At 71.2% G+C, this 25,656-nt stretch carries 32 protein-coding genes and 1 riboswitch; of the genes, 14 read left to right on the top strand and 18 right to left on the bottom strand.

Annotated features, from left to right (window positions below; translation table 11 throughout):
• The first annotated feature begins 15 nt into the window (after positions 1–15).
• Genes lepB through era form a run of 3 tightly spaced genes read left to right on the top strand, consistent with a single transcriptional unit; the run spans position 16 to position 2,455 of the window.
• Positions 16–903: a signal peptidase I gene (gene lepB / locus ACOFKX_RS11665; RefSeq protein WP_419827143.1), complete on the top strand. Its 888-nt coding sequence runs from the start codon at positions 16–18 to the stop codon at positions 901–903.
• Positions 900–1,568 carry a ribonuclease III gene (rnc, locus tag ACOFKX_RS11660; protein ID WP_419827142.1) on the top strand — a complete coding sequence of 223 codons (669 nt, stop codon included), beginning with the start codon at positions 900–902 and terminating at the stop codon, positions 1,566–1,568. Before lepB ends, rnc begins: the two co-directional genes overlap by 4 nt.
• Complete coding sequence (gene era / locus ACOFKX_RS11655) at positions 1,565–2,455, top strand: GTPase Era (RefSeq protein WP_419827141.1); 891 nt, start codon at positions 1,565–1,567, stop codon at positions 2,453–2,455. The genes rnc and era overlap by 4 nt, the downstream gene beginning before the upstream one ends.
• Positions 2,456–2,516: 61 nt before the next feature.
• Here the strand turns inward: era and ACOFKX_RS11650 are convergent, their stop codons facing one another.
• The 5 genes from ACOFKX_RS11650 to ACOFKX_RS11630 all read right to left on the bottom strand — a co-directional run bounded on the left by ACOFKX_RS11650 (position 2,517) and on the right by ACOFKX_RS11630 (position 6,339).
• On the bottom strand, positions 2,517–3,134 hold the full coding sequence (locus ACOFKX_RS11650; protein WP_419827140.1) for a general stress protein: 618 nt from the start codon (positions 3,132–3,134) through the stop codon (positions 2,517–2,519).
• 19 nt (positions 3,135–3,153) lie between these two features.
• Positions 3,154–3,453 carry a hypothetical protein gene (locus ACOFKX_RS11645; protein ID WP_419827139.1) on the bottom strand — a complete coding sequence of 100 codons (300 nt, stop codon included), beginning with the start codon at positions 3,451–3,453 and terminating at the stop codon, positions 3,154–3,156.
• 164 nt (positions 3,454–3,617) lie between these two features.
• Positions 3,618–4,790, bottom strand: a complete 1,173-nt coding sequence (locus tag ACOFKX_RS11640) for an FkbM family methyltransferase (protein ID WP_419827138.1) — start codon at positions 4,788–4,790, stop codon at positions 3,618–3,620.
• A gap of 134 nt (positions 4,791–4,924) precedes the next feature.
• Complete coding sequence (locus tag ACOFKX_RS11635; protein WP_419827137.1) at positions 4,925–5,557, bottom strand: DUF4893 domain-containing protein; 633 nt, start codon at positions 5,555–5,557, stop codon at positions 4,925–4,927.
• Positions 5,554–6,339 carry a 3-hydroxybutyrate dehydrogenase gene (locus ACOFKX_RS11630; RefSeq protein WP_419827418.1) on the bottom strand — a complete coding sequence of 262 codons (786 nt, stop codon included), beginning with the start codon at positions 6,337–6,339 and terminating at the stop codon, positions 5,554–5,556. The genes ACOFKX_RS11635 and ACOFKX_RS11630 overlap by 4 nt, the downstream gene beginning before the upstream one ends.
• A gap of 84 nt (positions 6,340–6,423) precedes the next feature.
• Here ACOFKX_RS11630 and ACOFKX_RS11625 point away from each other — a divergent pair, with 84 nt between their 5' ends.
• The gene (locus ACOFKX_RS11625) at positions 6,424–7,338 is read left to right on the top strand and encodes a neutral zinc metallopeptidase (protein WP_419827136.1); all 915 of its coding nucleotides are present in this window, start codon (positions 6,424–6,426) and stop codon (positions 7,336–7,338) included.
• 10 nt (positions 7,339–7,348) lie between these two features.
• On the opposite strand, the gene ACOFKX_RS11620 is transcribed toward ACOFKX_RS11625, so the two are convergent.
• Positions 7,349–8,230, bottom strand: coding sequence for an FkbM family methyltransferase (locus ACOFKX_RS11620; protein WP_419827417.1), 882 nt, complete (start codon positions 8,228–8,230; stop codon positions 7,349–7,351).
• 111 nt (positions 8,231–8,341) lie between these two features.
• On the opposite strand from ACOFKX_RS11620, the gene ACOFKX_RS11615 reads away from it, so the two are divergent.
• Positions 8,342–9,346 (top strand): PhoH family protein, encoded by a 1,005-nt coding sequence (locus tag ACOFKX_RS11615; RefSeq protein WP_419827135.1) that lies wholly within the window; start codon positions 8,342–8,344, stop codon positions 9,344–9,346.
• Between the two features lie 15 nt (positions 9,347–9,361).
• On the opposite strand, the gene ACOFKX_RS11610 is transcribed toward ACOFKX_RS11615, so the two are convergent.
• Entirely contained in the window at positions 9,362–10,213 is an 852-nt protein-coding gene (locus ACOFKX_RS11610) for a formate/nitrite transporter family protein (RefSeq protein ID WP_419827134.1), read from the bottom strand.
• 132 nt (positions 10,214–10,345) lie between these two features.
• Between ACOFKX_RS11610 and ybeY the strand changes: the two genes are divergently transcribed.
• The 3 genes from ybeY to ACOFKX_RS11595 are packed head-to-tail and all read left to right on the top strand — an operon-like array spanning position 10,346 to position 12,004.
• Positions 10,346–10,858, top strand: a complete 513-nt coding sequence (gene ybeY / locus ACOFKX_RS11605) for an rRNA maturation RNase YbeY (protein ID WP_419827133.1) — start codon at positions 10,346–10,348, stop codon at positions 10,856–10,858.
• 41 nt (positions 10,859–10,899) lie between these two features.
• Positions 10,900–11,646 carry a sterol desaturase family protein gene (locus ACOFKX_RS11600; RefSeq protein WP_419827416.1) on the top strand — a complete coding sequence of 249 codons (747 nt, stop codon included), beginning with the start codon at positions 10,900–10,902 and terminating at the stop codon, positions 11,644–11,646.
• Entirely contained in the window at positions 11,585–12,004 is a 420-nt protein-coding gene (locus tag ACOFKX_RS11595) for a DUF2141 domain-containing protein (protein ID WP_419827132.1), read from the top strand. Before ACOFKX_RS11600 ends, ACOFKX_RS11595 begins: the two co-directional genes overlap by 62 nt.
• A gap of 48 nt (positions 12,005–12,052) precedes the next feature.
• Here the strand turns inward: ACOFKX_RS11595 and ACOFKX_RS11590 are convergent, their stop codons facing one another.
• From ACOFKX_RS11590 to ACOFKX_RS11580, 3 genes are all read right to left on the bottom strand, one after another.
• Positions 12,053–12,340, bottom strand: a complete 288-nt coding sequence (locus ACOFKX_RS11590; RefSeq protein WP_419827131.1) for a UrcA family protein — start codon at positions 12,338–12,340, stop codon at positions 12,053–12,055.
• 168 nt (positions 12,341–12,508) lie between these two features.
• Positions 12,509–13,033, bottom strand: a complete 525-nt coding sequence (locus ACOFKX_RS11585) for a hypothetical protein (RefSeq protein WP_419827130.1) — start codon at positions 13,031–13,033, stop codon at positions 12,509–12,511.
• Between the two features lie 103 nt (positions 13,034–13,136).
• Entirely contained in the window at positions 13,137–13,994 is an 858-nt protein-coding gene (locus ACOFKX_RS11580; RefSeq protein WP_419827129.1) for a hypothetical protein, read from the bottom strand.
• A gap of 92 nt (positions 13,995–14,086) precedes the next feature.
• Positions 14,087–14,196, top strand: a riboswitch (TPP riboswitch).
• Positions 14,197–14,221: 25 nt separating this feature from the next.
• Here ACOFKX_RS11580 and thiC point away from each other — a divergent pair.
• Positions 14,222–16,099, top strand: a complete 1,878-nt coding sequence (thiC, locus tag ACOFKX_RS11575; RefSeq protein WP_419827128.1) for a phosphomethylpyrimidine synthase ThiC — start codon at positions 14,222–14,224, stop codon at positions 16,097–16,099.
• 85 nt (positions 16,100–16,184) lie between these two features.
• On the opposite strand, the gene ACOFKX_RS11570 is transcribed toward thiC, so the two are convergent.
• The 4 genes from ACOFKX_RS11570 to ACOFKX_RS11555 all read right to left on the bottom strand — a co-directional run bounded on the left by ACOFKX_RS11570 (position 16,185) and on the right by ACOFKX_RS11555 (position 18,059).
• A protein-coding gene (locus ACOFKX_RS11570) for an IS5 family transposase (protein ID WP_419827127.1) occupies positions 16,185–16,984 on the bottom strand; the annotation gives its coding sequence in 2 pieces (ribosomal slippage) (positions 16,185–16,622 and positions 16,625–16,984; 798 coding nt in all).
• A 79-nt stretch (positions 16,985–17,063) separates the two neighbouring features.
• Entirely contained in the window at positions 17,064–17,231 is a 168-nt protein-coding gene (locus tag ACOFKX_RS11565; protein WP_419827126.1) for a hypothetical protein, read from the bottom strand.
• 304 nt (positions 17,232–17,535) lie between these two features.
• On the bottom strand, positions 17,536–17,802 hold the full coding sequence (locus ACOFKX_RS11560; RefSeq protein WP_419827125.1) for a Txe/YoeB family addiction module toxin: 267 nt from the start codon (positions 17,800–17,802) through the stop codon (positions 17,536–17,538).
• Complete coding sequence (locus ACOFKX_RS11555) at positions 17,799–18,059, bottom strand: type II toxin-antitoxin system Phd/YefM family antitoxin (RefSeq protein WP_419827124.1); 261 nt, start codon at positions 18,057–18,059, stop codon at positions 17,799–17,801. The genes ACOFKX_RS11560 and ACOFKX_RS11555 overlap by 4 nt, the downstream gene beginning before the upstream one ends.
• 66 nt (positions 18,060–18,125) lie before the next feature.
• Between ACOFKX_RS11555 and ACOFKX_RS11550 the strand changes: the two genes are divergently transcribed.
• Positions 18,126–19,034, top strand: coding sequence for a hypothetical protein (locus ACOFKX_RS11550; RefSeq protein ID WP_419827123.1), 909 nt, complete (start codon positions 18,126–18,128; stop codon positions 19,032–19,034).
• Here ACOFKX_RS11550 and ACOFKX_RS11545 read toward each other — a convergent pair.
• Positions 18,977–19,513 carry a peroxiredoxin gene (locus ACOFKX_RS11545; RefSeq protein ID WP_419827122.1) on the bottom strand — a complete coding sequence of 179 codons (537 nt, stop codon included), beginning with the start codon at positions 19,511–19,513 and terminating at the stop codon, positions 18,977–18,979. The genes ACOFKX_RS11550 and ACOFKX_RS11545 overlap by 58 nt on opposite strands.
• Before the next feature lie 106 nt (positions 19,514–19,619).
• Between ACOFKX_RS11545 and ACOFKX_RS11540 the strand changes: the two genes are divergently transcribed.
• Both ACOFKX_RS11540 and ACOFKX_RS11535 read left to right on the top strand, forming a co-directional pair.
• Entirely contained in the window at positions 19,620–20,303 is a 684-nt protein-coding gene (locus ACOFKX_RS11540; RefSeq protein ID WP_419827121.1) for a haloacid dehalogenase type II, read from the top strand.
• A gap of 11 nt (positions 20,304–20,314) precedes the next feature.
• Positions 20,315–20,926, top strand: a complete 612-nt coding sequence (locus ACOFKX_RS11535) for a class I SAM-dependent methyltransferase (RefSeq protein WP_419827415.1) — start codon at positions 20,315–20,317, stop codon at positions 20,924–20,926.
• Positions 20,927–20,970: 44 nt separating this feature from the next.
• Here ACOFKX_RS11535 and ACOFKX_RS11530 read toward each other — a convergent pair whose 3' ends face one another.
• From ACOFKX_RS11530 to ACOFKX_RS11520, 3 genes are read right to left on the bottom strand one after another with little or no spacing between them, the layout of a single operon-like run.
• The gene (locus tag ACOFKX_RS11530; protein WP_419827120.1) at positions 20,971–22,038 is read right to left on the bottom strand and encodes a hypothetical protein; all 1,068 of its coding nucleotides are present in this window, start codon (positions 22,036–22,038) and stop codon (positions 20,971–20,973) included.
• Positions 22,035–22,742 (bottom strand): methyltransferase domain-containing protein, encoded by a 708-nt coding sequence (locus ACOFKX_RS11525; protein WP_419827119.1) that lies wholly within the window; start codon positions 22,740–22,742, stop codon positions 22,035–22,037. Before ACOFKX_RS11525 ends, ACOFKX_RS11530 begins: the two co-directional genes overlap by 4 nt.
• The gene (locus ACOFKX_RS11520) at positions 22,736–23,959 is read right to left on the bottom strand and encodes a glycosyltransferase family 4 protein (protein ID WP_419827118.1); all 1,224 of its coding nucleotides are present in this window, start codon (positions 23,957–23,959) and stop codon (positions 22,736–22,738) included. The genes ACOFKX_RS11525 and ACOFKX_RS11520 overlap by 7 nt, the downstream gene beginning before the upstream one ends.
• 134 nt (positions 23,960–24,093) lie before the next feature.
• On the opposite strand from ACOFKX_RS11520, the gene ACOFKX_RS11515 reads away from it, so the two are divergent.
• Together ACOFKX_RS11515 and ACOFKX_RS11510 are read left to right on the top strand one after the other, a co-directional pair.
• Positions 24,094–24,288: a DUF5818 domain-containing protein gene (locus ACOFKX_RS11515; RefSeq protein WP_419827117.1), complete on the top strand. Its 195-nt coding sequence runs from the start codon at positions 24,094–24,096 to the stop codon at positions 24,286–24,288.
• Between the two features lie 49 nt (positions 24,289–24,337).
• On the top strand, positions 24,338–25,561 hold the full coding sequence (locus ACOFKX_RS11510; RefSeq protein WP_419827116.1) for an MFS transporter: 1,224 nt from the start codon (positions 24,338–24,340) through the stop codon (positions 25,559–25,561).
• Positions 25,562–25,656 lie beyond the last annotated feature (95 nt).

Raw genomic sequence — 25,656 nt, 5'->3', positions numbered from 1 at the left:
GGCCCGGATGTAGGCGTGCCGCCCCGAGCCGGCAAATGCCGCCTCGCGCTTGACCCGGTGGGAACGCCGGACGACAGCGACGGCGTGACCGCCCGCGCGTCCCGCCTCCGCCCCGCACGGCGCCGCCGCGCGCGCCGCGAGGTCGCGCCGGCGTGGGCGGAGGCGGCGCGCATCCTCGGTGCCTTCCTGCTCGTCGCGCTGGCGCTGCGGACCTTCGTGGTCATGCCGCGCTCGATCCCGTCGGAGTCGATGATGCCGGCGCTGGTGCCGGGCGACTATGTGGCGGTGGCGAAATGGCCCTATGGCTGGTCGCGGTTCAGCCCGCCGCTGGCGCTGCCGTGGCCGCACGGGCGGCTGGCGGGCGCGTTGCCCGCGCGCGGCGACGTCGTGGTGTTCCGCGCGCCCGGCGGCGGCGGCGACTATATCAAGCGCGTGATCGGCCTGCCCGGCGACACGGTGGCGATGCGCGCCGGCCGGCTGGTGCTCGATGGCCGCGTCGTGCCGCGCGCGGCGACGGCCGACTTCGTGCTGCCGCTCGGCCGCGACGAGGGCTGTCGCGGCATCGCGCTGCCGCCCTACGGCCGCATCGTCGCGCACGGCCACGCCACCTGCCGCCTGCCCCGCTTTGTCGAGACGCTGCCCGGCGGCCGCCGCTACGCCGTCATCGATCAGGGCTGGTCGATGGGCGATGACATGGCCACGGTGACGGTGCCCGCCGGCCGTCTATTCGTGCTCGGCGACAATCGCGATCTGTCGGAGGACAGCCGCTTCCCTGTCTCGGCGGGCGGCGTCGGGCTGGTGCCGGCCGAGAATGTGGAGGGGCGCGCCGGACACATCCTCTTCTCGACGGCGGCCGGGCTTGCCGGGCTACGTCCCTCGCGCGTCGGCCGGGCGGCGGGATGAGCGACGCCGATCTCGCACGCTGGCTGGCGACGACGCTCGGCCACGCTCCCGCCGATCCGGCGCCGTTCGTCGCGGCGCTCACCCACCCGAGCCACGCCGGCGAGAGCTATCAGCGGCTGGAGTTCCTGGGCGACCGCGTGCTCGGCCTCGCCATGGCCGAGTGGCTGTTCGAGACGTTCGGGCAGGAGCCCGAGGGCAAGCTCTCGCGCCGCCTGAACGCGCTCGTCTCGGGCGAGGCCTGCGCCGCGATCGGCGTGGAGATCGGCGTCCCCGCGCACGTCCGCCTCGGCAAGCAGGCGCGCGACGACGGCGCGCAGCACAGCACCAACGTGCTCGGCGACGTCGTCGAGGCGCTGATCGGCGCGCTGTTCCAGGAAGCCGGCTTCGCCGCCGCGCGCGCTTTCGTGCGCCGCGCCTGGGGCGATCGCGTCAGCACCGTGGATCGCGCGCCCAAGCATCCCAAGGCCGAGCTGCAGGAGCTCGCCGCCAGCCGGCAGTGGCGCCCGCCCACCTATGCGCTCGCGCGGCGATCGGGCCCGCACCACGCGCCGCAGTTCACCGTGTCGGTGGAGATCCCCGGCCGCCACGCGGCGGAGGGCAGCGGATCGTCCAAGCAGGAGGCGGAGACGGCGGCCGCCCGCGCGCTGCTGGAGCGCGTCAGGTGAGCCGCTGCGGCCTGGTCGCCGTGATCGGCGCACCCAACGCGGGCAAGTCCACGCTGGTCAACGCGCTCGTCGGGCAGAAGGTGGCGATCGTCAGCCCCAAGGCGCAGACCACGCGCACCCGGCTGATGGGCATCGCGATCGAGGGCGAGGCGCAGATCCTGCTCGTCGATACGCCGGGCGTGTTCGATCCCAAGCGCCGTCTCGATCGCGCGATGGTCGCGGCGGCGTGGGAGGGCGCGGCCGACGCCGACCTGCTCGCGCTGGTGGTCGACGCGAAAACCGGGCTCACCCGCCGCGTCGCCCCGCTGGTCGATGCGGTGGCGGCGCGCCCCGAGCCCAAGCTCGTCGTCCTCAACAAGGTGGATGCGACGCCCAAGGAGAAGCTGCTGGCGCTGGCGGCCGCGCTCCACGAACGGCTCCAGCCGGAGGCGGTGATGATGGTGTCGGCCACTACCGGCGACGGCGTGCCCGACCTCAAGCGCTGGTTGGCGGATCGGGTGCCGGAAGGCCCGTGGCACTTCCCCGAGGACCAGGTGTCCGACGCCACCGACCGGATGCTGGCCGCCGAGGTGACGCGCGAGCAGATCTACCTCCAGCTCCACGCTGAGCTGCCCTACGCCGCCGCCGTGCAAACCGAGAAGTATGAGGAGCGCGGCGACGGATCGGTGGCCATCCACCAACAGATCCTGGTCGGCCGCGCCAGCCAGCGCGCGATCGTGCTGGGCGAGCACGGCCAGCGCCTCAAGCAGATCGGATCGCGCGCGCGCGCCGAGCTCGCGCCGCTGCTCGGCCGCCGCGTCCACCTCTTCCTCCACGTCAAGGTCGCGCCCGGCTGGGAAGAGGATCGCGGGCTGTACGGCGAGATCGGGCTCGGCTGGGTGGACTGACGCGCACGGGCGCGCCGAACTCGCCCCGGGCCGGCGGCGCGCGCCGGCCCGGGGCGCCTCGTCAGATGCGATCGGCGGACGAGCGGTAGCCCGCGCGCTCGCGGTCGATCTCGGCGGTCGTGTAGGCCGGAGCGTTCTCGTCGAAGCCGGTCCAGCCCGACTGGCGGTAGGCCGCGCCGCGCGCGGCGACGTCCACCCTGCTGGCGCGATCGAGCGCGGCCTCGACGCGCGCGGCGTCGCTGTCGTCGACGCGCGCGCTCACCATCGTGCCGCCGCGCCGCACGCCCTCGGCGTAGACCTGCGCCTCGTCCTCCGAGTGGCCGGCATTCTTGAGCGCGCCGACGATGCTGCCCGTCGCCGCGCCGCCGGCGGCGCCGATGCCCGCGCCCGCGGCGGTGGCGGCGAGCCAGCCGGCCGCCACGATCGGACCGAGCCCGGGGATGGCGAGCAGGCCCAGCCCCGCCAGCAGGCCGCCGGCGCCGCCCAGCAGCGCGCCCGTGGAGGTGCCGCGGCTGACGTCGCCATGATCGTTGACGCCGTCATGCGCGCCATGCTGGCCGTGCGCGTTGTTGGCGACGATGCTGATGTCGTCGTGCGGGATGCCGAGCGCCTCCAGGTCGGAGACGGCGGCGGTGGCATCGGCATGATCGTCGTAGAGACGAGTGATGGTCTTGGTCATGGTGGATTCTCCAGTCAGATCAATGGACGACCACGTCGCCCTTATAGTCCACGCCGACGTTCGCCTTCGCGCCGTCCTTCATGGCGGTGCCCCGCCAAACGCCGTCCTTGTCCTTCACGAGCTTGCCGACGCCCGTGTAGCCCGCCTTGGCGAGCCGGCCCTTCGCCTGATCCTGCGTGAAGGAGTTGCGACCGGCGGCGGCCGCGGCGGTGGGGTGCGGCGAACCGTCCTTCAGCGCGGGGTTGTGCGAACCGGCAGCCGTCTGCGCGTTGACGGTGCCGGATAGAAGCATTGCGGTCGCCAATATGATCGTGCGCATGATGATCTCCTGCTTGTCTGCATCAGCCGGCGTCGGGAGCGATACCCGTCCCACCCACCGGCAAGATCGTCATGAACGCGCGTGACGGGCCGCCGGGCGCAAGATCGCGGCGACGGCGCCACGATCGCTCCGGGAGCCGGACCCCGGAAGCGCGCCGGAGGACGCTAGCCCGGCAGCTTCTCTAACCCCGCGACGTCCTGCGCGTGTGCCACCAGCGGCAGCTTCAGGCCGGGCTCGTTGAGCGGGACGCCCGGCTCGATCCGCTTCCAGACGATGTCCCAGTAGGTGCCGCGCCTGTCCGGACCATGCGCGAACATGCGCCGGATCAGCTGCGCGAAGCCAACCTCCGCCAGTATCGCGTCGAGTTCGGCGACGGTGGGCGTGCCGGTGCGAGCCGGGAAGTCCGCGACCTCGCACTTGATGTACCGGAAGCCCCGGAGCACGTCCTTGGCGCCGTTCAGGATCATGGCCTCGGCTCCCTCGGCATCCAGGGTCAGCGCCTGGTAGATCGAACTGGAAAGCCCCTCGCGCCTCATCATCGTGCCGAGCGTCATGCCACGCATGGTCCGCGTCTCGACATATTCGATATCGGGGAAGATGGTCGCGTGGTCCTGGAGCGGCAGGACCGAAGAGGACGCCCCCTTGTTGTTGGCGATCCGGAAATCGAACGTCCGGCCATCGACGTCGGCGAGCAGCGCGTGGATCGGCCGCTGGCGATCATAGTCCGAGAGGTTGTCGACCAGCTCCTCGTAAACCTCCTTGATGGCCTCGACCCAGGCGACGTCGACGCCCAGCAGCCAGTAATAGCGCCGCTCCTGCCCGGTATTGGCGCCGACATGGATGACGCCGGTCACGTTGCGGAGGTAGCCGTCGAGATACTCCCGCTCGTTCTTCCACTCCCGATCGATCGCGCACGCGACGGGCGGATAGCCGGAGCGCCGCTGCTTGTGGATCTCCACGTGCAGCTGGGCGAGAAGCTCGACCTGGCCGGTCGTATAGACGCGGTACTCGACATCCCGCGCCTCGTGCAGCGTGAACGGCACGGAGAAGCGCGTGAACTCCTGCTCGAGGTGGGAGAGCAGGAGGCGCTCCTCGCGGATGATGGTCGCTCCGCCGTTGGTCGCCACCTGAAGCAACGCCACGAGCGGATCGCCGAGGACGTCGGGGTGACCGGCCACGCGCATCATGAATTCGGCGGTGAACTGCCCTGCGTTCCTGCGCTCGTTGGGGCCGCGCGCGATGAACGCCTCGGGGCCGGTTCCGGATCGGGCGCAATCCTGGCCATCGACGACACAGCCGTGCCCGCCATCCGAGACCTGCAGTCGCACGCTACCCATCGTACTCTCCGGGAAACTTAAAGGGACTTACTTCATGTGGTTGGGAGCAAGCACTCGGAAGTGGCGGCGGTGCGGCATCGCACCAGGCCGCATCCCGTCGCAACCCCGGGTCCGCAGGCGCGCCGGTTCCTCCCTTACTCCGGCACGATCTCCACCAGCTCGATCGTCGCGCCCCAGGCCGGCCGCGGTATCGCCAGCCGCCAGCGCGCCGGGCCGACGCGGTTGATCGCGCCCGCCGTGTCGCGGTCCGCATCGCGGCCATAGTGGAGGGCGGTCGCCTCGTCGGCGAGCACGCGGGTGCCGAGGAAGACCGTCCTCGCGGGGCTGTCGGGGTAGACGCGGCCGGTCAGCCGCTGCGGCGTGCCCTGCTCGCGCAGCCGCTGCAGCATGCCGTCGGCCTCGATCCCGCAGGGCTGCGGCGCCTCAGCCACGAAGGCGGGGCGGCCGGGCATCGTGCTGCCCAGCGTGTAGCTGCGGCAGCGGTACGCGCCGGGCGCCAGCGTCGCGCCGTCCTCGCCGGCATCGGGATCGAACAGGCGCCCCTCGGCGGCGATCGCGCCGTCGAAGCCCGCCGCGCGCGCCGCCGCGAGGCCTTCGAGGAAGGCCTGGCGGACGCCGCGCAGCTTGGCATGATCGGGATCGGTCGCGGCGTCGCGCCAGTCGGGCGGCGGCGGGCCGGCGGCGGCCGCGCCGTCGGGCAGGCACACGCGGTGCGACGCGCAGCCGGCGAGCGCGAGCGCCAGCAGCAGGGCCGCCGCCCGCCTCATTGCGCCGTCCAGCCGCCGTCGATCGACCAGTTGGCGCCCGTCACCTGCCGCGCCTCGTCGCGGCACAGGAAGAGTGCTGCGGCGGCGACCTCCTCCACCGTCACGAACTGCTTGGTCGGCTGCCGCTCCAGCATCACCTCCTCGATCACCTGCTCGCGGCTCATCCCCCTCGCCTGCATCGTGTCGGGGATCTGCGCCTCGACGAGCGGCGTCCACACATAGCCGGGCGAGATGCAGTTGGCGGTGATGCCGTCGCGCGCGCACTCCAGCGCGATCGTCTTGATGAGCCCGGCGAGGCCGTGCTTGGCGGTGACGTAGGCCGCCTTGAACGGCGAGGCGGTGAGCGAGTGGGCGGACGCGGTGGCGACGATCCGCCCCCAGCCCTTGCTCCGCATGATCGGCACGCAGGCGCGGGCGAGATGGAACACCGACGACAGGTTGATCGCCAGCACGCGATCCCACTGCTCCACCGGGAAGCTCTCGATCGGGGCGACGTGCTGGATGCCGGCATTGGCGACGACGATGTCGGGCCCGCCGAGTTCGGCGGCGCAGCGCGCCACCATCGCGGCGATCGCCGCCGGATCGGCCATGTCGGCCGGGTCGTGCAGCGCACCCGCGCCCGACGCGGACGCCAGCTCCGCGACGATAGCCGCGATCACCTGGGGCTCGCCGAAGCCGTTGACCATGACGGCCGCGCCTTCCGCCGCCAGCGCGCGCGCGACGGCGAGCCCGATGCCGGAGGTGGAGCCGGTGACGAGCGCGGTCTTGCCGTGGAGCAGCATGACGCCACGCATCGGCCAAGCCCGCTCGCTTTGCAACCGGCGCGGGGACGGCGCATTAGGGCGGCTGCACACGGGAGTATGGCGATGCGCCTCGACGACTATCGGGAAAGCGACAATGTCGGCGACGAGCGCGGCCAGAGCTTCGGAGGCGGCGGCGGGTTCGGCGGGGGCGGCGGCGGGTTGGGCCTGCTGTTCGGCTTCGTCGCCAGCCGCTTCGGCATCGTCGGCATCCTCATCCTGGTGGGTGGCGCCATGCTGTTCGGCATGAACCCGCTGTCGCTGCTCGGCGGCGGCGGGGGCGTCGGCACCAACGTCGGCCAGCCGGCCGTCAGCCACCAGGGTGCGACCAAGGCATGCGGCGTCGATGCCGCCAGCAAATTCTCCTGCCAGGTGCTCGCCTCCACCGAAGACACCTGGGGCAAGATCTTCCAGCAGCAGGGGCAACGCTACGAGCCCGCCGCGCTGATCTTCTACGCGCGCAACGGCATGTCGGGCTGCGGCGCGGCGCAATCGGCGATGGGCCCCTTCTACTGCCCGACCGACAAGCGCGTCTATCTCGACACCAGCTTCTACGACGAGCTCAAGCAGAAGTTCGGCGCGCCGGGCGACTTCGCGCAGGCCTATGTCATCGCGCACGAGGTCGGCCACCATGTGCAGGACCTGACGGGCATCCTCCCCAAGGTCTCGGCCGAGCAGCAGCACGCCTCCCCGTCCGAGAGCAACGCGCTCCAAGTCCGCATCGAGCTCCAGGCCGACTGCTACGCTGGCGTGTGGGCGGCCGCCAACCGCGACCGCCTCGATCCCGGCGACGTCGAGGAAGGCCTGCGCGCCGCGCACCAGATCGGCGACGACACGCTCCAGCAGGAGGCGCAGGGCCGCGTCGTGCCCGACAGCTTCACCCACGGCTCGGCGGCGCAACGTATGGAGTGGCTGAAGCGCGGGCTCGACAGCGGCGATCCGTCGCGCTGCGACACCTTCGCGGCGGGCGCGGACGCCTGACGCGCGCCCCTCAGCGCCGCAGGACGATCCCCGATCGGTAGGACAGCGTGGCGAGCCTTTCGTAGGGGAGCGGCACGATCGCGTCGCGGGTCAGCTCGAAGGCGCGAAGACCCTTGGCCTCCAGCACGCGGAGGAAATCGCCGACGTCGAAGCCCGCCCCCTGGATCTGCCCGGGCGACCACTCCATCACGATCGACAGCCCCGGGTTCGCGGCGATGGTGCGCTCGGCGCCCGCGATCGCCAGCGGCTCGGAGCCCTCGACGTCGATCTTCATGAGGTCGACGCGGCCGCCGATGCTGTCGGCGAGGTCGTCGATCCGGACGCAGCGCACCGTGAACGGCTGCGCCGGCTCCTCGCCCAGCAGGTCGGTGAAGCCGCGATCGGCCGCGATGATGCTGGTATTGCCCGAGCGCGAGTGACGGCGGAACAGCGTGACCTCGCCGTCCGAGTCGCCCGCCGCCGCGTGCACCGCCTGCGCGTGGGCGAAGCCGTTGATCGCGATGTTGTCGCGCACGAGCTCGTAGACGTGACGATCGGCCTCGACGCCGATCACCTTGCCCTCGGGGCAGAAGCGCGCCAGCAGGCAGGTGAAGTAGCCGAAATTGGAACCGACGTCGATGCAGTGGCTGTCGTGCCGGATCTCGCGCAGGAAGAAGTTGGTCGGCTCGATCTCGTACTGTCCGGTGATGATGAACCAGGGCGAGAGCAGCTTGTCGTCCGCCTCGACGTAATAGGCGATGTTGGCGCCCGCCGCGACGCACTTCACGAGCACGCGGTTGTTGCCCACGTAGGTCGCGCGGCTGCCGTGGCTCTCGCGCTCGATCCGCGCCAGCTTGGCGTGCAGGCTGTTGCGCTTGATTGCGCCGATCTTGGTCCGCATCCAGTCGCGCATCGGCACGGGGCTCCTCGGGCAGCGGCGGATCGCGGCCGCGCGCGGTGACGGCTAGCTTTTGTCGCCGCGCGACGCCACCTTCCGTTCCGTCACTCGCCACGAAGGGATCGCATGAGCCGCAAGCCCGTCCCCGCCCAGGCCGGCGATCGCGCCCGCCTCGAAGTCCTGTTCGACAAGCCACAGCTCCTCGGCCGCCTGTTCGGCGAATATGACCGCAACCTGATCGCGATCGAGCAGCGGCTCGGCGTCTACATCTCGGCGCGCGGCAACAGGCTGCACATCGAGGGCCAGGCGGAACAGGCGGCGGTCGCGCGCGACGTGCTCACCGGCCTCTACAACCGCATCGTGCAGGGGCAGGAGATCGACGCCGGCGCGGTGGACGCGGTGATCGCGATGGCGGACCAGCCGGTGCTGGAAGGCATCGTGCGGACGGACGTCAGCCAGCCGCCCGCCGTGATGATCCGCACGCGCAAGAAGACGATCGTGCCGCGATCGGCCACCCAGATCCGCTACATGGAGGCGCTGGGCCGCGACGACATTATCTTCGCGCTCGGGCCGGCGGGCACGGGCAAGACCTATCTCGCGGTGGCGCAGGCGGTGCAGCAGCTCATCCAGGGATCGGTGGATCGCCTGATCCTGTCGCGCCCGGCGGTCGAGGCGGGCGAGCGGCTGGGCTTCCTGCCCGGCGACATGAAGGAGAAGGTCGATCCCTATCTCCGCCCGCTCTACGACGCGCTCTACGACATGCTGCCCACCGAGCAGGTGGAGCGGCGGATCGCGTCCGGCGAGATCGAGATCGCGCCGATCGCCTTCATGCGCGGACGTACCCTGTCGGACGCGTTCATCATCCTCGACGAGGCGCAGAACACCACGCCCGCGCAGATGAAGATGTTCCTCACCCGCTTCGGCATGAACAGCCGCATGGTGGTGTGCGGCGATCCCCGCCAGATCGACCTGCCCGATATCGGCCGCTCCGGCCTCGCCGACGCGGTCGGCCGGCTGGAGGGGGTGGAGGCGATCTCGATGATCCGGTTCGGCGCGGCGGACGTGGTGCGCCACCCGATCGTCGGGCGGATCGTCGACGCCTATGAGGGAGACGGCGCCAGCCCGATCTAGGGCCGCGCCGGCGGCTCAGCCGTCGCCGCCGCCGGTGGCGATCTCGCCGCGCACCTGGCCGTGGGCGACGACCGCGAACAGCCCGGTGCCGCCGACGATGTTGCCGATCAGCGAGGGCAGGATGTGCCCGCCCGTCGCCTGCCCCAGCGACATGCCGCCCGTCAGCCACGCCAGCCACGCCTCGCCCGATCCCACCACGACGTGGCTGAAGCCGCCGATCGCGATGATGTAGGTGATCGACGTCACCACCCAGAATTCGCCGCCGCGCGCGTTGGGCAGGATCCACGCGATCGCGGCGACCAGGAAGCCGGCGGGCATCCCCAGGAACAGCGTGTCGACGAAACCGTGATCGAGCGCGTGGCGCGACAGCTTCACGAGCGCGCCGAGCTGATCCGCCTCGACGATCACCGCGTTCGCGCAGAGCGCCGCGACGAGCAGCGTGCCGGCCATGTTCGCGACGAAGACGATCAGCCACAGCCTGAGCAGCCGCGCGAGGTTCCGGCCCGTCGGGTGCGTGGCGATCGGCAGAACGGCGGTGATCGTGCTCTCGGTGAAGAGCTGGAGGTTGCCCATGATGACGATGACGAAGCCCGACGCGTAGCCGAAGCTTGAGACCAGCGGCGCCCAGAGCGCATCGGGCAGCCGCACCGCCAGGAACGCCTGCGCCAGCATCGACGTGCTGATCGCGACCCCCGCCGCGAGCCCGGAGAACAGCAGCGAGGCGAACGGCCGGCCAAGCTCCTCGTCGCCCTGGAGGCGGATCACCTCGTGGACCACCTTGGCCGAACCGGCGCTCCGCTCGGCGACGCTCTCGACATCCTCGTCAGACAAGCCGTCCGACGCTTCGTCCTCGTCGCCGCTCTTCATCGCGTTGGTCCCCTCGCGGACCGTGCGCCGCTCGCTAGTGGACGATCGAGCGGCGTCGAGGCTCCCGTCCGATTTCGGCATCCCTTTCGCACCGCCATCCGCTATGGCCGGCGCGATGCGGGAAGACAGGCGATGATCCAGGTCGAGACCGATGCCGGGGACTGGCCCGCCGGTGGCGATTGGGCGGCGCTCGCCGACAAGGCGGTGCGCGCCGCGATCGCGCACTCGCCGCTGGCCGCGCTGGTCGCGGCGCCGGTGGTGGCCGAAGTGTCGGTGAAGTTCGCCTCCGACGAGGAGGTGCGCGCGCTCAACCGCGACTATCGGGAGAAGGACAAGCCCACCAACGTCCTCTCCTTCCCGATGGTGCAGCGCGACCTGCTCGACGCGGTCGACCAGAACTCCGACGACGGCGAGCTGCTGCTCGGCGACATCGTGCTGGCGCAGGGGGTCTGCGCGGCGGAGGCGGCCGAGAAGGGCGTGAGCGTCGAGGCGCACGCCGCGCACCTGGTGGTGCACGGCACCTTTCACCTGCTCGGCTACGATCATCTCTCCGATGCCGACGCCGACGAGATGGAGGCGGCGGAGCGCGAGGCATTGGCCATGCTCGGCATCGCCGACCCCTACGCGCACGGACCCGGCGCGTGACCGCGCTCGGTTTCTCCGCGCTGGCCCTCTCGGCACTGGCGATGAGCGTCATCGTCGCGGTGCGCTACCTGATCGTGTCGGGCGGCTTCGCCTGGGCGACGCGGCTGCGTCATCCCGGCCGCTACGCCGGGCTCGGCCCGCAGATGCGCCGCGAGATCGGCTGGTCGCTCGCGTCGGCCGCAATCTACGGCGTGCCGGCGGGCGTGCTCGCCTGGGGCTGGCAGGCGCGCGGGTGGACGCGCGTCTATACCGACGTGCACGCCTATCCGCTGTGGTGGTGGCCGGTGTCGATCGCCCTCTACCTTCTCCTCCACGACACGTGGTTCTACTGGACGCACCGCTGGATGCACCGCCCGCGCGCGTTCCGTGCGATGCACGCGGTCCACCATGCCAGCCGGCCGCCGACCGCCTGGGCGGCAATGAGCTTCCACCCATGGGAGGCGGTGACGGGCGCCGTGGCAATCCCGACACTGGTGCTGCTGATTCCGATCCACGTCGCGGCGTTGGGCTTGGTGCTGACCGTAATGACCGTCATGGGGGTGACCAACCACATGGGCTGGGAACTCTTCCCCGCGCGCGTGGTGACGGGGCGCGCTGGCGACTGGCTCATCACGGCGAGCCACCACCAGCGTCATCACGAGCGTTACGGGTGCAATTATGGCCTCTATTTCCGCTTCTGGGATCGGCTTTGCGGGACGGACGCGGGGCTGGGCGCGTTTACGGACGATGCCGCTGCTGGCGCTCGCGCTGGTGGCGCTGCCGGGCGCCTCGCCGCTCGCCGGGCTTGACGTCGCGGTCGCGGGGCTGCGCTCCGCGCGCGGAGTCGTGCGCGTCTGCGTCACCGCCGATGCGCGCCACTTCCCCGGCTGCCAGGACGATCCCGCCGCGCGGCGGATGACGGTGCCCGTCGCGGATGCGGCCACGCTGCGCTTCGGCGATCTGCCCAGCGGCGACTATGCGGTCGCGCTGTTCCACGACGAGAACGACAACGGCCGCATCGACACGCGCTTCGGCATCCCGGCGGAGGGCGTGGGCTTCTCCAACAATCCCCGGCTGCTGTTCGGCCCGCCGAGCTTCGCGCGCGCCGCGGTGGCGCTCACCGATCGCACCGCCGAGCAGACGGTGCGGCTGCGCTACTTCCTGTAGCGGCCCGCCGCGACGGGCGCGGGCCGGCGCACCGGCCCGCGCGCTTCGTCACCGGGCGTTCCCGTTGAACGCGATCGTCGGCTGCGCGACGTCGTCGAGCACCGCGCGGCGGCACGCGGCGGCGGTGTCGAGCTGGCGCTCGTCGGCGCACAGGCGGCCTGCCGCGCCATCGAGACGCTGGCGCAGAACGCGGCGGCCGGACTGGCTGGAGAGATCGAGGTCGGCGGTGGAGACGCGCACCTGGGCGGGCGCGTTGGCGAAGGCGGGCGCGGCAACCAGCGTCAGCGCGAGTTCGGCGGCGGCGGCCAGCGTCAGGATGGTCTTCGTGGTGAGCATCGGTCTTCTCCCTCGTGACGCGCCTGAATGGCGCACCGGGAGAGGATTGCAGGGACCGTGCCAAACCGCCCGCATAGAGGAAGAACGCGCCCGTTCGCCCAACTCAGGCGGCGGTTCGCGCCACGGAGCGGCGCGAACCGCCGCTCCGTGGCGCCAATCACCGACCCGTCAGTGGCAGCGCACCTGCCCCTGATCGACCGAGCGGCCGAGCAGCGCGCCGCCGCCCGCGCCGAGCAGCGTGCCGAGCGCGCCGCCGCCGCCGAGGATCGCGCCCAGCGCGCCACCCGCCACCGCGCCGACGACGGTGCCGGTCGTCCCGTCCGAGCGACGGCAGTAATAGCGGCCGTCATTGCCGCGATAGACATAGTCCTGCCGGCTCATCGGCTGGTCGTAGCCCGCGCGCGGGCGATATTCGCGCTGCGGATCATAGCCGTCGGCGCCACGCGGCGGCGGCGCGTCGCGATAGTAGCCGCCCGCGCCGGGAGGCGGCGGCGGCGCGTCGCGGTAATAGCCGCCCGCACCCGGCGGCGGCGGAGGAGGAGGCGCGTCGCGGTAATAGCCGCCCTGCGGTGGCGGCGGCGGAGGCGGCGGCCCGTAGCCCTGCGGGCCGTAGCCATCGTCGTAACAGGCCGCGAGCGGCAGCATCGCGGCGGCCGCCGCGAGCGCCAGCAGGGGACGGCGAAAAGCATTCATGGCGGCAAGCTCCTGTTCCTGTCCCGCAACGATCGGGCGGAACGCTTGAACGCGCGATGTACGATCCCGGACGCGGCCTGTCCGGGACTGGACGCAAGGACGCTCAGGCGCCGTCCACGGTGAAGTCGAACACCCGCGCGCCCGCCGCCCCGGTGGCGCCCGCGCCGGCACGCAGCGCGTAGATGAAGCCATATTCGCCGGGCGGCAGCGGCTTCACCACTGTCACCTTGTACACGCCGGGGCGGACGAGCTGATAGTCGTAGCCCAGGCGATCCTTGTCCATCACGCCCGCCTTGGCGCCGCCGATGTTGAAGCTGCCCACCCGCGCCTCGCGGCGGCCGTCCTTCTTCGTCAGCCGCACCAGCGTGAACTCGGACGGCGACTGGATGGTGGCGCCGTCGCCCTGCGTCCACGTCGAGGTCAGCCGGCCGTCCGCGTTGGCCTCGTCGAAGAAGAAGTAGAAGTCGGGCTGGCCGGTCGCGGCGTGCACGCGCGAGGTCTCGTTCTGGATCGACGCCTTGACGCTGGCGGACGCGATCCCGCCGGTCAGCGCGTAGCCGATGATGCCGCCCGTCTTGGACTGGTTGGAGACGGTGGCGTTCATCCGCACCATGTGCGGCGCCGGCGCGGCCTGGAGCATGTAGACGCCGGTCGGGTGCGCCACCGCCGGATCGGGGCTGTCCATCGAGGTGGCGGTCGCACCCGGCGCGGCCGCGGCAGGCGCCGACGACAGCATCGCCGCGATCACCGGCCCCGACACACCACGCTTCTTGAGCGCCATCATCTGATCGGCGGAGAGATCGAAGCGGCTGCCCGACGCGCGGATCTTGGCGATCACCGCCTCGTCGCCCAAGCCCGCCTGCGACAGCGCCACCACCTGATCGACGCCCAGCGTCTCCGCCCGACCCGCGCCCGGTACGGCCAGCATCAGCGCCAGCATCGGCGCGCACGACTTCCTCATGGTCATCCCCCCTGTTCCCCGCGCGCAGGCTAGCCGCGCCGGCCGGCGCTTGCCAAGCGCCCTTTCCCCACGCCGCCATCCCGGCTACGGTCGTCTCTTCCCCGGGGGGCCGCTGGCGCGGCTGAGAGGCGGGCACCCGAGCCCGCGACCCGTCGAACCTGATCCGGTTGATGCCGGCGGAGGGAGGGAGCGGCCAGATCGCTTCCGTCCCATGAGGAGCGAGACCGATGGCCGATATCCACGCGCGCACCGAGATGAAGGTCACCACCGGCCCGATCCGGGGATCCACCAAGATCCACGTCGGCGAACATCGCGTGGCGATGCGCGAGATCGCGCTGGAGCCCACCGCCAACGAGCCGCCGGTGCGCGTCTACGATACCTCCGGCCCCTATACCGATCCGCAGGCGCGCATCGACATCATGGCCGGCCTCCCCGAGCTCCGCCGCGAGTGGATCATGGCACGCGGCGACGTCGAGGCGGTCGACGCCCGCGCCGTGCGCCCCGAGGACAATGGCATGAAGGGGCCGGACCGCTCGGGCGGCGTCGTCCCCTTCCCTAACGTCCGCAAGCGCCCGCTGCGCGCCAAGCCGGGCATGAACGTCAGCCAGATGCACTACGCGCGCCGGGGGATCATCACCCCGGAGATGATCTACGTCGCCGAGCGCGAGAATGTCGGCCGCGAGGGCCTGCTGGAAGCGCTGCCCCGCGACGGCCAGGATTTCGGCGCCTCGATCCCCGATTTCGTCACGCCCGAGTTCGTCCGCGACGAGGTGGCGCGCGGCCGCGCGATCATCCCCAACAACATCAACCACCCCGAATCCGAGCCGATGGCGATCGGCCGCAACTTCCTCGTCAAGATCAACGCCAATATCGGCAACTCGGCGGTGGCGTCGGACGTCGCGGCGGAAGTCGACAAGATGGTGTGGTCGATCCGTCACGGCGCCGACACCGTCATGGACCTCAGCACCGGCCGCAACATCCACGACACGCGCGAGTGGATCATCCGCAACTCGCCCGTGCCGATCGGCACGGTGCCGATCTACCAGGCGCTGGAGAAGGTGGGCGGCATCGCCGAGGATCTGACGTGGGAGATCTTCCGCGACACGCTGATCGAGCAGGCCGAGCAGGGCGTCGACTATTTCACCATCCACGCCGGCGTGCGCCTGCCCTACGTGCCGATGACCGCCAAGCGCGTCACCGGCATCGTCTCGCGCGGTGGATCGATCATGGCGAAGTGGTGCCTGGCGCACCACCGCGAGAGCTTCCTCTACGAGCGGTTCGACGAGATCACCGAGATCATGAAGGCGTACGACATCGCCTATTCGCTGGGCGACGGCCTGCGCCCCGGCTCCATCGCCGACGCCAACGACGAGGCGCAGTTCGCCGAGCTCCATACGCTGGGCGAGCTCACCCACCGCGCGTGGAAGGAAGACGTGCAGGTGATGATCGAGGGCCCCGGCCACGTGCCGATGCACAAGATCAAGGAGAATATGGACAAGCAGCTCCAGGTCTGCGGCGAGGCGCCCTTCTATACCTTGGGGCCGCTCACCACCGATATCGCGCCGGGCTACGATCACATCACCAGCGGCATCGGCGCGGCGATGATCGGCTGGTTCGGCTGCGCGATGCTCTGCTACGTCACGCCCAAGGAGCATCTCGGGCTGCCCGATCGGGACGACGTGAAGGTCGGCGTCGTCACCTACAAGCTCGCCGCCCACGCCGCCGATCTCGCCAAGGGCCACCCCGCCGCCAAGCTCCGCGACGACGCGGTGAGCCGTGCCCGCTTCGATTTCCGCTGGCGCGACCAGTTCAACCTCTCGCTCGATCCCGACACCGCCGAGCAGTATCACGACGAGACGCTGCCGGCGGAGGGCGCCAAGACCGCGCACTTCTGCTCGATGTGCGGCCCCAAATTCTGCTCGATGAAGATCACCCAGGAGGTGCGCGACTTCGCCGCGAAGCAGAATGCGAGCGCGGAGACGTTCCTGGCGGCGGAAGCGGCGAACCCGCAGTTGGCGGAGGATCAGGCCGAGGCGGGCATGGCGGAGATGAGCGAGCGGTTCAGGGAGACGGGTGGGGAGATTTATCTGCCGGCGGCGGGGTAAATTGGCGGGTAGCGCTTCCGCTACCCGCCGTCACCGATCGCTTCGATGACTACTCGCTAAAAGCGCGTTTGAGAAGGCGGTTTAATCATGCCCACCGCCGTAGCAGGGTGGCTGAGGCGGCGATGGTGATAAGTGTCTCGGCGACGGCGGTGAGCTGCTCATAGTCGCGAACGAGGCGCCGGTTCTTGAAGATCCAGGCGAAGGTGCGCTCGACCACCCAGCGGCGCGGCAGAACCTTGAAGCCCTTGGCGTGAGCGCCCCGACGGATGATCTCGAGGGTGATGTGCGTCTTGCTGGCGGCCCAGTGCACCAGGCGGCCGGCGTAGCCGCCATCGGCGAAGACGCGGGCGACGAAGGGGAAGCGCTGCCGAGAGGCCTTGAGCGGCAGCTTGCCGCCGTCGCGGTCCTGGACGTCGGCACCATGGACGCGGACGGTGAGTAGCCGACCGTCGGTGTCGGTCAGGATGTGGCGCTTGCGCCCGGTGATCTTCTTGCCCGCATCATAGCCCTTGTCGCCCCCTTTTGGTCGGCGGTGCGAACCGACTGGCTGTCGAGGATCGCAGCCGAAGGCGACGCGTCCCGCCCGCAACGCTCGCGGTCGGCGAGCACGAGCGCATGATGGACGTGCTGCCACACGCCTTCCTCCTGCCAGCGGCGCAGGTAGTAGTAGACCGTCTGCCACGGCGGCAGGTCATGCGGCAGCAGCCTCCAGGCAGAGCCCGCCCGCAGAAAATAGAGGACGGCGTTGACCAGCTCGCGCGACGTCGCCTTCCGCGGGCGTCCGCCGGCACGGGCATCCGGGATCATGGGCGCGATCAGCTCCCACTGCGCATCGGTTAGATCGGTGTCGTAGCGCCGCCTTGTAGGCGGCTTCCTCTTCGGCATCGGGCGTCGGCTCGCGTTGGTGGTCCGACGCTCTATGAATCACGCCAAAACCGCCTTGGGAATCCTTCTCAAACGCGCTCTAAGAGCCGGTTACGGCCGAGCGAGCAGCGTTGAGGTTCTGAAACGCTTCTTCACGGCGGAAGAAGCACTTCTTCGACACAGCAAGCATCTGTCCGCGACGATTGGCAATAAACCAACGCCACATCCAGCGCTCATCCATGTGGAGGAACCACTGCGGCTGCTCCATCTGCCTTCTCCTCAGAAGATAGACGGCGACTATGCACTTTCGCTAGCGGATGCTCGTAATAGGGCCTTCGATGAAGCGAGTGCTCGCGTCGAGTATCAGGCATATTTGCCTTACGTGCCCGTCGGCGGCGTCACTTAAACCCGAACCCGTTAGTCACCAGCAAGGGAGGTGCGGCGGTTCACTTTAAATACCTTATCGAATAGGCCCCTCCTCAAAGCTGAGCGTCGAAGCGACTCGGCGACATGCCTACGATAGCATCTCGTAACGGGGTGAACAGGGGGAGAACGGGTCGCGCGGCGAACCGCTAGTAGTGATATCGGCACTGCGCCACCTGCAGCACCTGATCCGCGCCGCTTCCCGCCACACGATACACCAGCCGATGCTCTTGGCTGATCCGCCTCGACCACCAGCCTGACAGGTCGCCGCCCAGGGGTTCGGGTTTGCCGGTCCCCTTGAACGGGTGGCGGCGGCATTCCTCGATCATGCCGTTAATTTTGGCGACGATCTTCTCGTCATGATCCTGCCAGTGGCGGTAATCGTCCCATGCCGCCGGCCAGAACGAGACCTTCACGGCAGCGGCGTGCCCCGCTCGTCGACGCCGGGCTCGCCCGCCTCAAATCCTCGCACCGCCTCCAGCAGGCGCTCGGCATTCCTAGGCGACGCCATCAAGTGCAGCGTCTCCTCCATTCCCGCCCACTCGCTGGCCGAGATCATCACGACATTCTCGCCGCGCTGGCGGGTGACGAGGATCGGCGCGCGATCGGCGACCGCGCGGTCCATCACCGCCTTCAGATTGTCCCGCGCATCGGAGTAGCTGACGGTATCCATCCAGCTTCTTTGTCAAACGTTCTGTACAATGTCAATACGCCGCGGCAACAATCCCTTTCCTACACGGTGCCACATGGGTTACACCACAACCCATGCCACGAACCCGCACCTCCCGCTCCGCCCGCCGCCCGCCGCGACGGCTGGACGCCCGAACGCCGCACCGCCTTCCTCGACGCGCTCGCCGCCTCGGGCTGCGTCGCCGAGGCGTGCGCCACCGTGGGCATGTCGCGGGCGTCCGCCTATGCGCTGCGCGTGAAGCCCGAGGCGCAGCAGTTCCGCATGGCCTGGGACGCGGCGCTCGATCTCGGCATCCGCGCGCTCGCCGACGCCTGCTTCGCGCGCGCGATCAACGGCGTGCCCATCCCGCACTTCTATCAGGGCGAGCAGGTCGGCGAGCATCGCCGCTACGACGATCGCCTCGCCATGTTCCTGCTGCGCTATCGCGATCCGCTGCGCTACGCCGCCAGCCTCGACCAGATGGTGTATACCGGCCACCCGGAGGGCGCGGGCGTCCGCTTCGCCCACGCGCGCAACGCCGTGCTCGACGAGGCCGCCGCGATGCCGGACGGCGAGCAGCTTCCCCCCGCCCCGCCCTACGCGGCCGAGCCGATCGCGACGGTCGCCGCGCGCCCGGCCGAGCTGCCCGTCGACGAGGACTGGGCGGAGCATGATCCGCTGCGCCGCGCCCGCGCCGACCGCGTCGCGCGCGAGCGGGCGGAGGAGGAGGCGGCGCGCGGGCGGGTCGATGCGCTGTTCGCGCGGCTGGCCGTCGTGCTCGACGAGGCGGACGCCGCCGCTACCGCCGCGTCGGCGGGCGAGGCCCCGGCCGGTCGCCCCCCGGTGGAGAGGCGGCCGGGGGGTGACGTGGTGTCAACTTCGTCAACTTCGCCGCCCCCGGACGCCGCTCCGGACGCGCCTCAGCGCGCGTTGCCGCCCAGCCAGGCGACCACCTTGTCGGGCGCGGTCTCGCCATAGGGATCGTCGTCGAGGCCCTCGTCGTTGATGCCGGGCTCCTCGAACCAGGCGGCGATGCGGCCGTCGTCGACCACCATCGCGTAGCGCCACGAGCGTTCGCCGAAGCCGAGATGGTCCTTGCGGATGAGCATCCCCATGCGCCGCGTGAAGTCCGCCGAGCCGTCGGGCAGCAGCTTGACGTTGCGCACACCCAGCTTCTGGCCCCACTGGTACATGACGAACGCGTCGTTGACGGAGATGCAGTACACCTCGTCCACGCCCTTGGCCTTCATCTCGTCGTACAAACGCTCGAAGGCGGGGCATTGCTCGTTCGAGCAGGTCGGCGTGAAGGCGCCGGGCAGCGAGAACACCACCATGCGCTTGCCCGCGAACAGGTCCTTGGTGTTCACGTCCTGCCAGCGGAACGGGTTGTCGCCGCCCACGCTGTCGTCGCGCACCCGCGTCTTCAGCGTCACCTCGGGTATGTCGCGTCCCAACATCGCTTGCCTCCTTCGTCGATCCCGCCGCCTGAACGCGGCAGCGCGGCGCGGGTGCCGAAGCACGGGACCGCGCGTTCGCAGGCGTCGGCACTGAGGGAGATCGACCATGTTCGGATCGGGCAAGCGCACACCGCCCCGCGCGGTGGCGTTCGACATCATCGGCACGCTGTTCCCGCTCGATCCGTTGCGCGCGTCGCTGACGGCGCTCGGCCTGCCGCCGGCGGGGCTGGAGCTGTGGTTCGCCACCGCCCAGCGCGAGGCCTGCGCGCTGGCGCTCACCGGCGGCTACGAGACCTTCGCGACCTTGCTCGAACAGTCGCTGACGACGATCCTCGCCGAGCAGCGGCTGCCGCCGACCGATCGCGCGAAGGAGATCGTCGCCGGCATCGCCACGCTGCCGGCGCGCGCCGGCGCACATGAGGGCATCGAGCGGCTGCGTTCGGCGGGCGTGCCGCTGCTCGCGCTCACCAACGGCACCGAGAAGACGACGCGCGAGATGCTCGCCCATGCCGGCCTGGAGGAGGCGTTCGCGCACATCGTTTCGACCGACGCGGTGAAGCGCGCCAAGCCGGCGGCGGAAGTGTATCACGAGGGCGCGCGCGTGGCCGGCGTCGCCCCGCACGAGCTGACGCTGATCGCCGCGCACCCGTGGGACATCCACGGCGCGTCGGCGGCGGGGCTGGGCACCGCCTATCTCAGCGCGGACCGCCCGACGGTGCCGGCATTGCGCCAGCCCTTCCTGTCCGCGCCGACGCTGCCCGCGCTGGCCGACGCGCTCGTCGGCGGCTAGCGCGCGTGGCCATGCAGCTCGCGATCGATCCCGCCACCGTCAAGGGCTTCCTCGATCCGGCGGAGGCGCGCGCGCTCCACGACGCAGCACTCGCCGCGAGCCCGAACGGGCCGATGCTGGAGGTGGGCGGCTATTGCGGGCTGTCGGCGCTGCACATCGGCACGGCGGCGAAGGCGGCGGGCGGGCTCCTCTACTCGCTCGACCATCATCGCGGATCGGAGGAGAACCAGCCGGGATGGGAGTGGCACGATCCCGAGCTGTGGGACCCGCAAGCCGGCGCGCTCGACACGCTGCCGCACTTCCGGCGCACGATCCGGCAGGCGGGGCTGGAGGAGCATGTCGTGGCGCTGGTCGGCCGCTCGGACGTGGTGGCGCGGCACTGGGCGACGCCGCTCGCCCTGCTGTTCATCGACGGCGGGCACACGATGGCGGCGGCGCTGGCGGATTGGCGCGGCTGGAGCCCGCACGTCATGCCGGGCGGCACGCTCGCCATCCACGACGTCTTCCCCGATCCCGCCGATGGCGGCCGGCCTCCTTACGAAGTCTACGCCCGGGCGCTGGCGAGCGGGCTGTTCGAGGAGACGGCGGCGGTGCGGAGCCTGCGCCTGCTCCGGCGGCTATAGTGAAGGCGCGGCAATCCGTCGCGGGCGCGAGAGGGTTGCGGGCATCAGCCCCGCTCCTCGCGGGCGGTCAGCACGTCGTGCGCCCGGCTCGTTGCGGTCAGCGCGTCGGTGGCGAGGATCATCGCCGCCTGCGTCCAGCCCGGCGTCTCCTGCGGCCAGGCGATGCCTTCCGCGAACTGCCAGCCCATCCAGTAGGCGCCGTCGCCCGTGCGATGCCGTTCCTGCCAGCCGAGCAGCGTCGCCGCCTCGCGCCGCCGCCCCAAGCCGATCAGCGCCATGGCGAGCTCGGCGGTCTCCGCGACGGTGGCCCAGGGCTCCCCGGCGACGCAGCGGCAGCCGCGCCCGATTTCCACGAAGCGGCGCCACCCGAAGCGCAGCCGCGTCCACGATGCCGCCCGCGACAGCGCGCCCGACAGCACGGGGTAGTACCAGTCCATCGCGAACCCCGATCGATCGGTGTCGCGGCGATCGAAGCGGTCTGGCCGGCCCATGATGGCCGCGCGCAACCGCCCGCGCGCCTCCTCCCACCCGGGCTGCGGATCGCCGACCAGCACCGCCAGCCGCAGCGCGTCGCCGATGCTGCGGTGGATCGAGGCGTTCCCCGCCAGCACCGCGTCGTCCGCATCCGTGCCGTACGCTTCCGCCGACCAGGAGATGTCGCCCTCGTCATGCTGATAGGCCAGCCCGAAGCGGATGGCCGAGCGCACCGTCGGCCACAGCCGGCGGACCAGCGCCTCGTCGTCGGTCAGCCGCCAGGCATGCCACAGCGCGGTGGCGGGATAGGCGGTGAAGTTGGTGTCGCGCACGACGGGCGCCGGCACGCGCGCGATGCGCAGCCGCCCCTCCATCGGTAGCGCGTTGCCGTAGCCGCCGAGCCAGCTTCCGTCGGCGGCCTGCGTCTCGGCGAGGTGGTTGAGGCCGGCGCGCATGGCGTCGATCTCGCCCATCGCGCCCAGCGCCATCACGCACTCGGCATGGTTCCACGCGTCCCACGGGCCGTCTTCGAACCACGGGATCGCGCCCGATGCCGATTGGAGCGCGAGGATGCGGTCCGCCGCGCCGCGCAGCACGGCGAGCGCCGGCGCGACGCTCGCGGCCACGGGGCCGCTCACCCCGTGCGCTCGAAGTAGAGCGCGATGCTCTTGCCCAATACCGGGTCGAGCACGCGCTCCGCCGCCCGCGTCAGCGCAGGGCGCCGCATCAGATCCCACACCAGCAGGCGATGCCACGCGCGGACCAGCGGATGGTCGTCGCGCCGCCGCCAGAACGCGGTCTTGAGCCACCAGTAGGGCGAGTGGAGCGCGTGCGCGAAATGGCGGCCGCGATAGGCGAAGCCGTGGCTCTCGATGGCGCGGCGCAGCGCCCGCGCGTCGAAGATCCGGACATGACCGCCCGGCTGATCGGCGTAGCCGCCGCTCCCCGGCGCCAACGCCCAGCAGATGCGTTCGGGCCAGGCGCGCGGCACGGTCGCCGCGAAGCGTCCACCGGGCTTGAGCACGCGCGCGATCTCGGCGAGCGCGGCGTGCCAGTCGTCGAGGTGCTCCAACACCTCGGAGCAGATCACCGCGTCGAACAGTCCATCCGCGAAGGGCAGGGCGTAGGCGCTGCCGCGCACGAAATGCGCGGGGTCGGCGGCCGGGAGCGTCGCGAGCCCGTCGCGCGCCTTGCCGAGCGAGGCGGCGTCCGGATCCAAACCCACCGCGCCCACGCCGGGCAGCAGCGCGAGCCCGTGGACGTGGCGCCCCTCCCCGCAACCGAGATCGAGGACGCGCGCGCCCTCGCGCAATCCCAGCCGCTCGAGCCTGACGGTCAGCACGCGAGCGTGTCGTACAGGACCGTCTCGACCCGTCCGGCGAAGCGGTCCCACGAGAACAGCCGTGCGCGCGCCAGCGACGCGGCCGCCATCGCCCCCCGCCGCGCGGGATCGGCGAGCAGTTCCGCGATCGCCCGCGCTAACGCGCCCGCGTCGCCTCTCGGCACCACCAGCCCGGCATCGCCCACCACCTCGGGCAGCGCGCCGCCATCGCTGACGACCACCGGCGCGCCGCACGCCATCGCCTCGGCAGCGGGGAGCCCGAAGCCTTCGTACAGCGATGGCGTGACGCACAGCGTCGCCGAGGCGAACAGCGCGGCGAGCTCGTCGTCCGGAAGATCGTGGACGAAGCGGACGCGCGCGCGCAATCCGAGCCTGTCGAGCGTCTCGGCGGTGACGCCGTCCTCGCGCAGCCGGCCCACCACCACCAGCTCCAGGGCAGGATGGTCGGCGAGGAGCGCCGCATAGGCTTCGAGGAGGAAGCGTAATCCCTTCAGCGGCACGTCGGCGCTGGCGGTGGTGACGATCCTGGCGGGCAGCCGTTCCACATCGGTGCGGTGGCGGAACACGCCGTGATCCACGCCCGGCGGCGCCACCGTGATCCGTTCGCGCGCGACGCCCATCCGCGCCACGACGTCATCGGCGCTCGCCCGGCTGACGGTGACGATGCCGCGCAGCCGCCGCGCGACGCGTTCCTGCATCGCGACGAAACCGTACCAGCGCCGGATCAGCCACTGCCCCTTCGGCGAAGGCTCGGCGGCGAGCGCGAGCTCGCGGTCGCGCGCGATCGGATGATGGACGATCGCGATCACCGGCAGCCCGGCGCGTTCAACCGCGAGCAGGCCGCTCGCCAGCGTCTGGTTATCGAGCACGACGTCATAGGCGGCGCGATGCCGGCGCAGGTGATGCGCGACGCGGCGCCCGAAGGTATAGGGCTCGGGGAAGCCGCCGGAGAGATGCGCCATATACTCATAGCTGTCGGCAAGGCTGAGCAGGTGACGCGGGCGTAGCGCGCGGTGGCCGTGATGCGGCTGCGCGTAGAGATCGAGCGAAGGGATCGGCACCAGCCGTGCGCCGCGCACCGGTTCGGGATAGGGCGGCCCCGACAGGATATCGACATGGTGGCCGCGCCGGACGAGCGCGCCCGCCACATGGCGTACGAACACCCCTTGCCCGCCGACGCGCGGATCGGAACGATAGCAGAGGAAAGCGATGCGCAAGGGCGATCGGACAGGCGCCACCGCCTCCGCTTCGCTCCCCTGAACCCGCCACACGTCCCCGTATCCCCTCCGGACCCGCGGATGCGCTAGTGCCCACGATGTGGTCGGGCAAGCGATCTGCGGTAGGGACAGCCATGACATCGCACATCGACGAGACCGGAATGCTGAAGCGCGAGGGCGGCGGATTCGCGCTCGTCCGCGACGCGGGCGGTCGATACCGGCTGGAACTCGGCCGCACGCCGGTGGATCATGTCGAGAAGCGCGTGCGCGTCGCCGGCCGGCTGATCGGCGAGGGCATCGTCGAGGTCGACGGGCTGGCTCCGGCCTGAAGCGGCGGGCAGGTAGCCGCGCGGCGGCGGCGCGGCTAAGGCCCGGGCCATGCCCTCGCATCGCCGCGCCGTCTGGATCGTGCTCGCCGCCATCCTGATCGACACGATCGGCTTCGGCGTGGTGATGCCGGTGTTGCCGGGGCTCGTCACCCGGCTCGGTCATCTCGACGTCGAGGGTGCGGCGCGCATGGCCGGCTGGATGCTGGTGGTGTTCGCCGTCGGGCAGTTCGTCGCCGGGCCGGTGCTCGGCGCGCTGGGAGATCGCTTCGGGCGGCGGCCGGTGCTGGTGCTGGCGATGGCGGCGTTCGCGATCGACTACGGTCTGATGGCCTGGGCGCCGAGCCTGGGATGGCTGTTCCTTGGCCGCGCGATCGCGGGCATATCGGGCGCGCTGGTCGGCCCGGCGGGCGCGGTGATCGCCGACGTTTCGCCCGCGGAGGAGCGCAGCGCCGCCTTCGGCAAGCTCGGCGCGGCGTTCGGCGTCGGCTTCATCGTCGGCCCGGCGGTGGGCGGCCTCGTTGCCGGGCTGGGCGAGCGCGCGCCCTTCGCGGTGGCGGCGCTGCTCGCGGCCACCAACGCGATCGCCATGCTGGCGCTGCTGCCCGAAACGCTGGCGCCGGAGAACCGCCGCGCATTCCGATGGCGGGAGGCAACGGTGGTCGGCGCGTTCAAGCCGCTGTCCGGCACGGGGATCGCGGTGCCGATCCTCATCGCCTGGTTCCTGTGGCAGCTCGGCGCGGTCGCCTATCCTGCGACGTGGGCGTTCTGGGCGACGATCGTGCTCGGCTGGAACGCGCGGGCGATCGGCGCGTCGCTCGCCTTCATCGGCGTGATGACGGTGCTGGTGCAGACGCTGGTGGTGAAGCGCGCGGTCGCCCGGCTGGGAGAACGGCGCGCGGCGCTGCTCGGGCTGGCCGTCGGCATGGCGACGCTCCTCGCCTACGCGTTCGTCGATCGCGCTTGGCTCGTCTACGCGGTGTACGTGCCCGGCGCGCTGGGCGGGCTCGCCTACCCGGCGATGAACGGCATCCTGTCGCGGCTGGTCGACGCCCGGCACCAGGGCTCGCTGCAGGGGGGGCTGGGCAGCCTCAACAGCGTCGCCGCGATCGTGGGTCCGGTGCTGGCGACGCAGTCGCTGGCGGCGGGCGCGGCACATGGCTTCGCGGGCGCGGCCTTCCTCGTCGGCGCTGTGCTCGTCGGGACGGCCCTGGCGATCGTCTCGGTCTCGCTGCCGCGCCAGCCGATCGAGCGAAGCGAGTCGGCGGAAGCCTGAAGCCGTACACCGAGACGAACCGACGCCATGAAGCGTCGAGGCGACGAGCGGACACTCGCCACACACCGCCCGCCGCAGCGCAGCATCGACCTGCC

It is taken from the genome of Sphingomonas sp., assembly GCF_965200105.1.
Taxonomy (GTDB): Bacteria; Pseudomonadota; Alphaproteobacteria; order Sphingomonadales; family Sphingomonadaceae; genus Solisphingomonas.
Note: the sequence above shows the minus strand (reverse complement) of the source record. Positions and strands in the feature narration are given on the sequence as shown.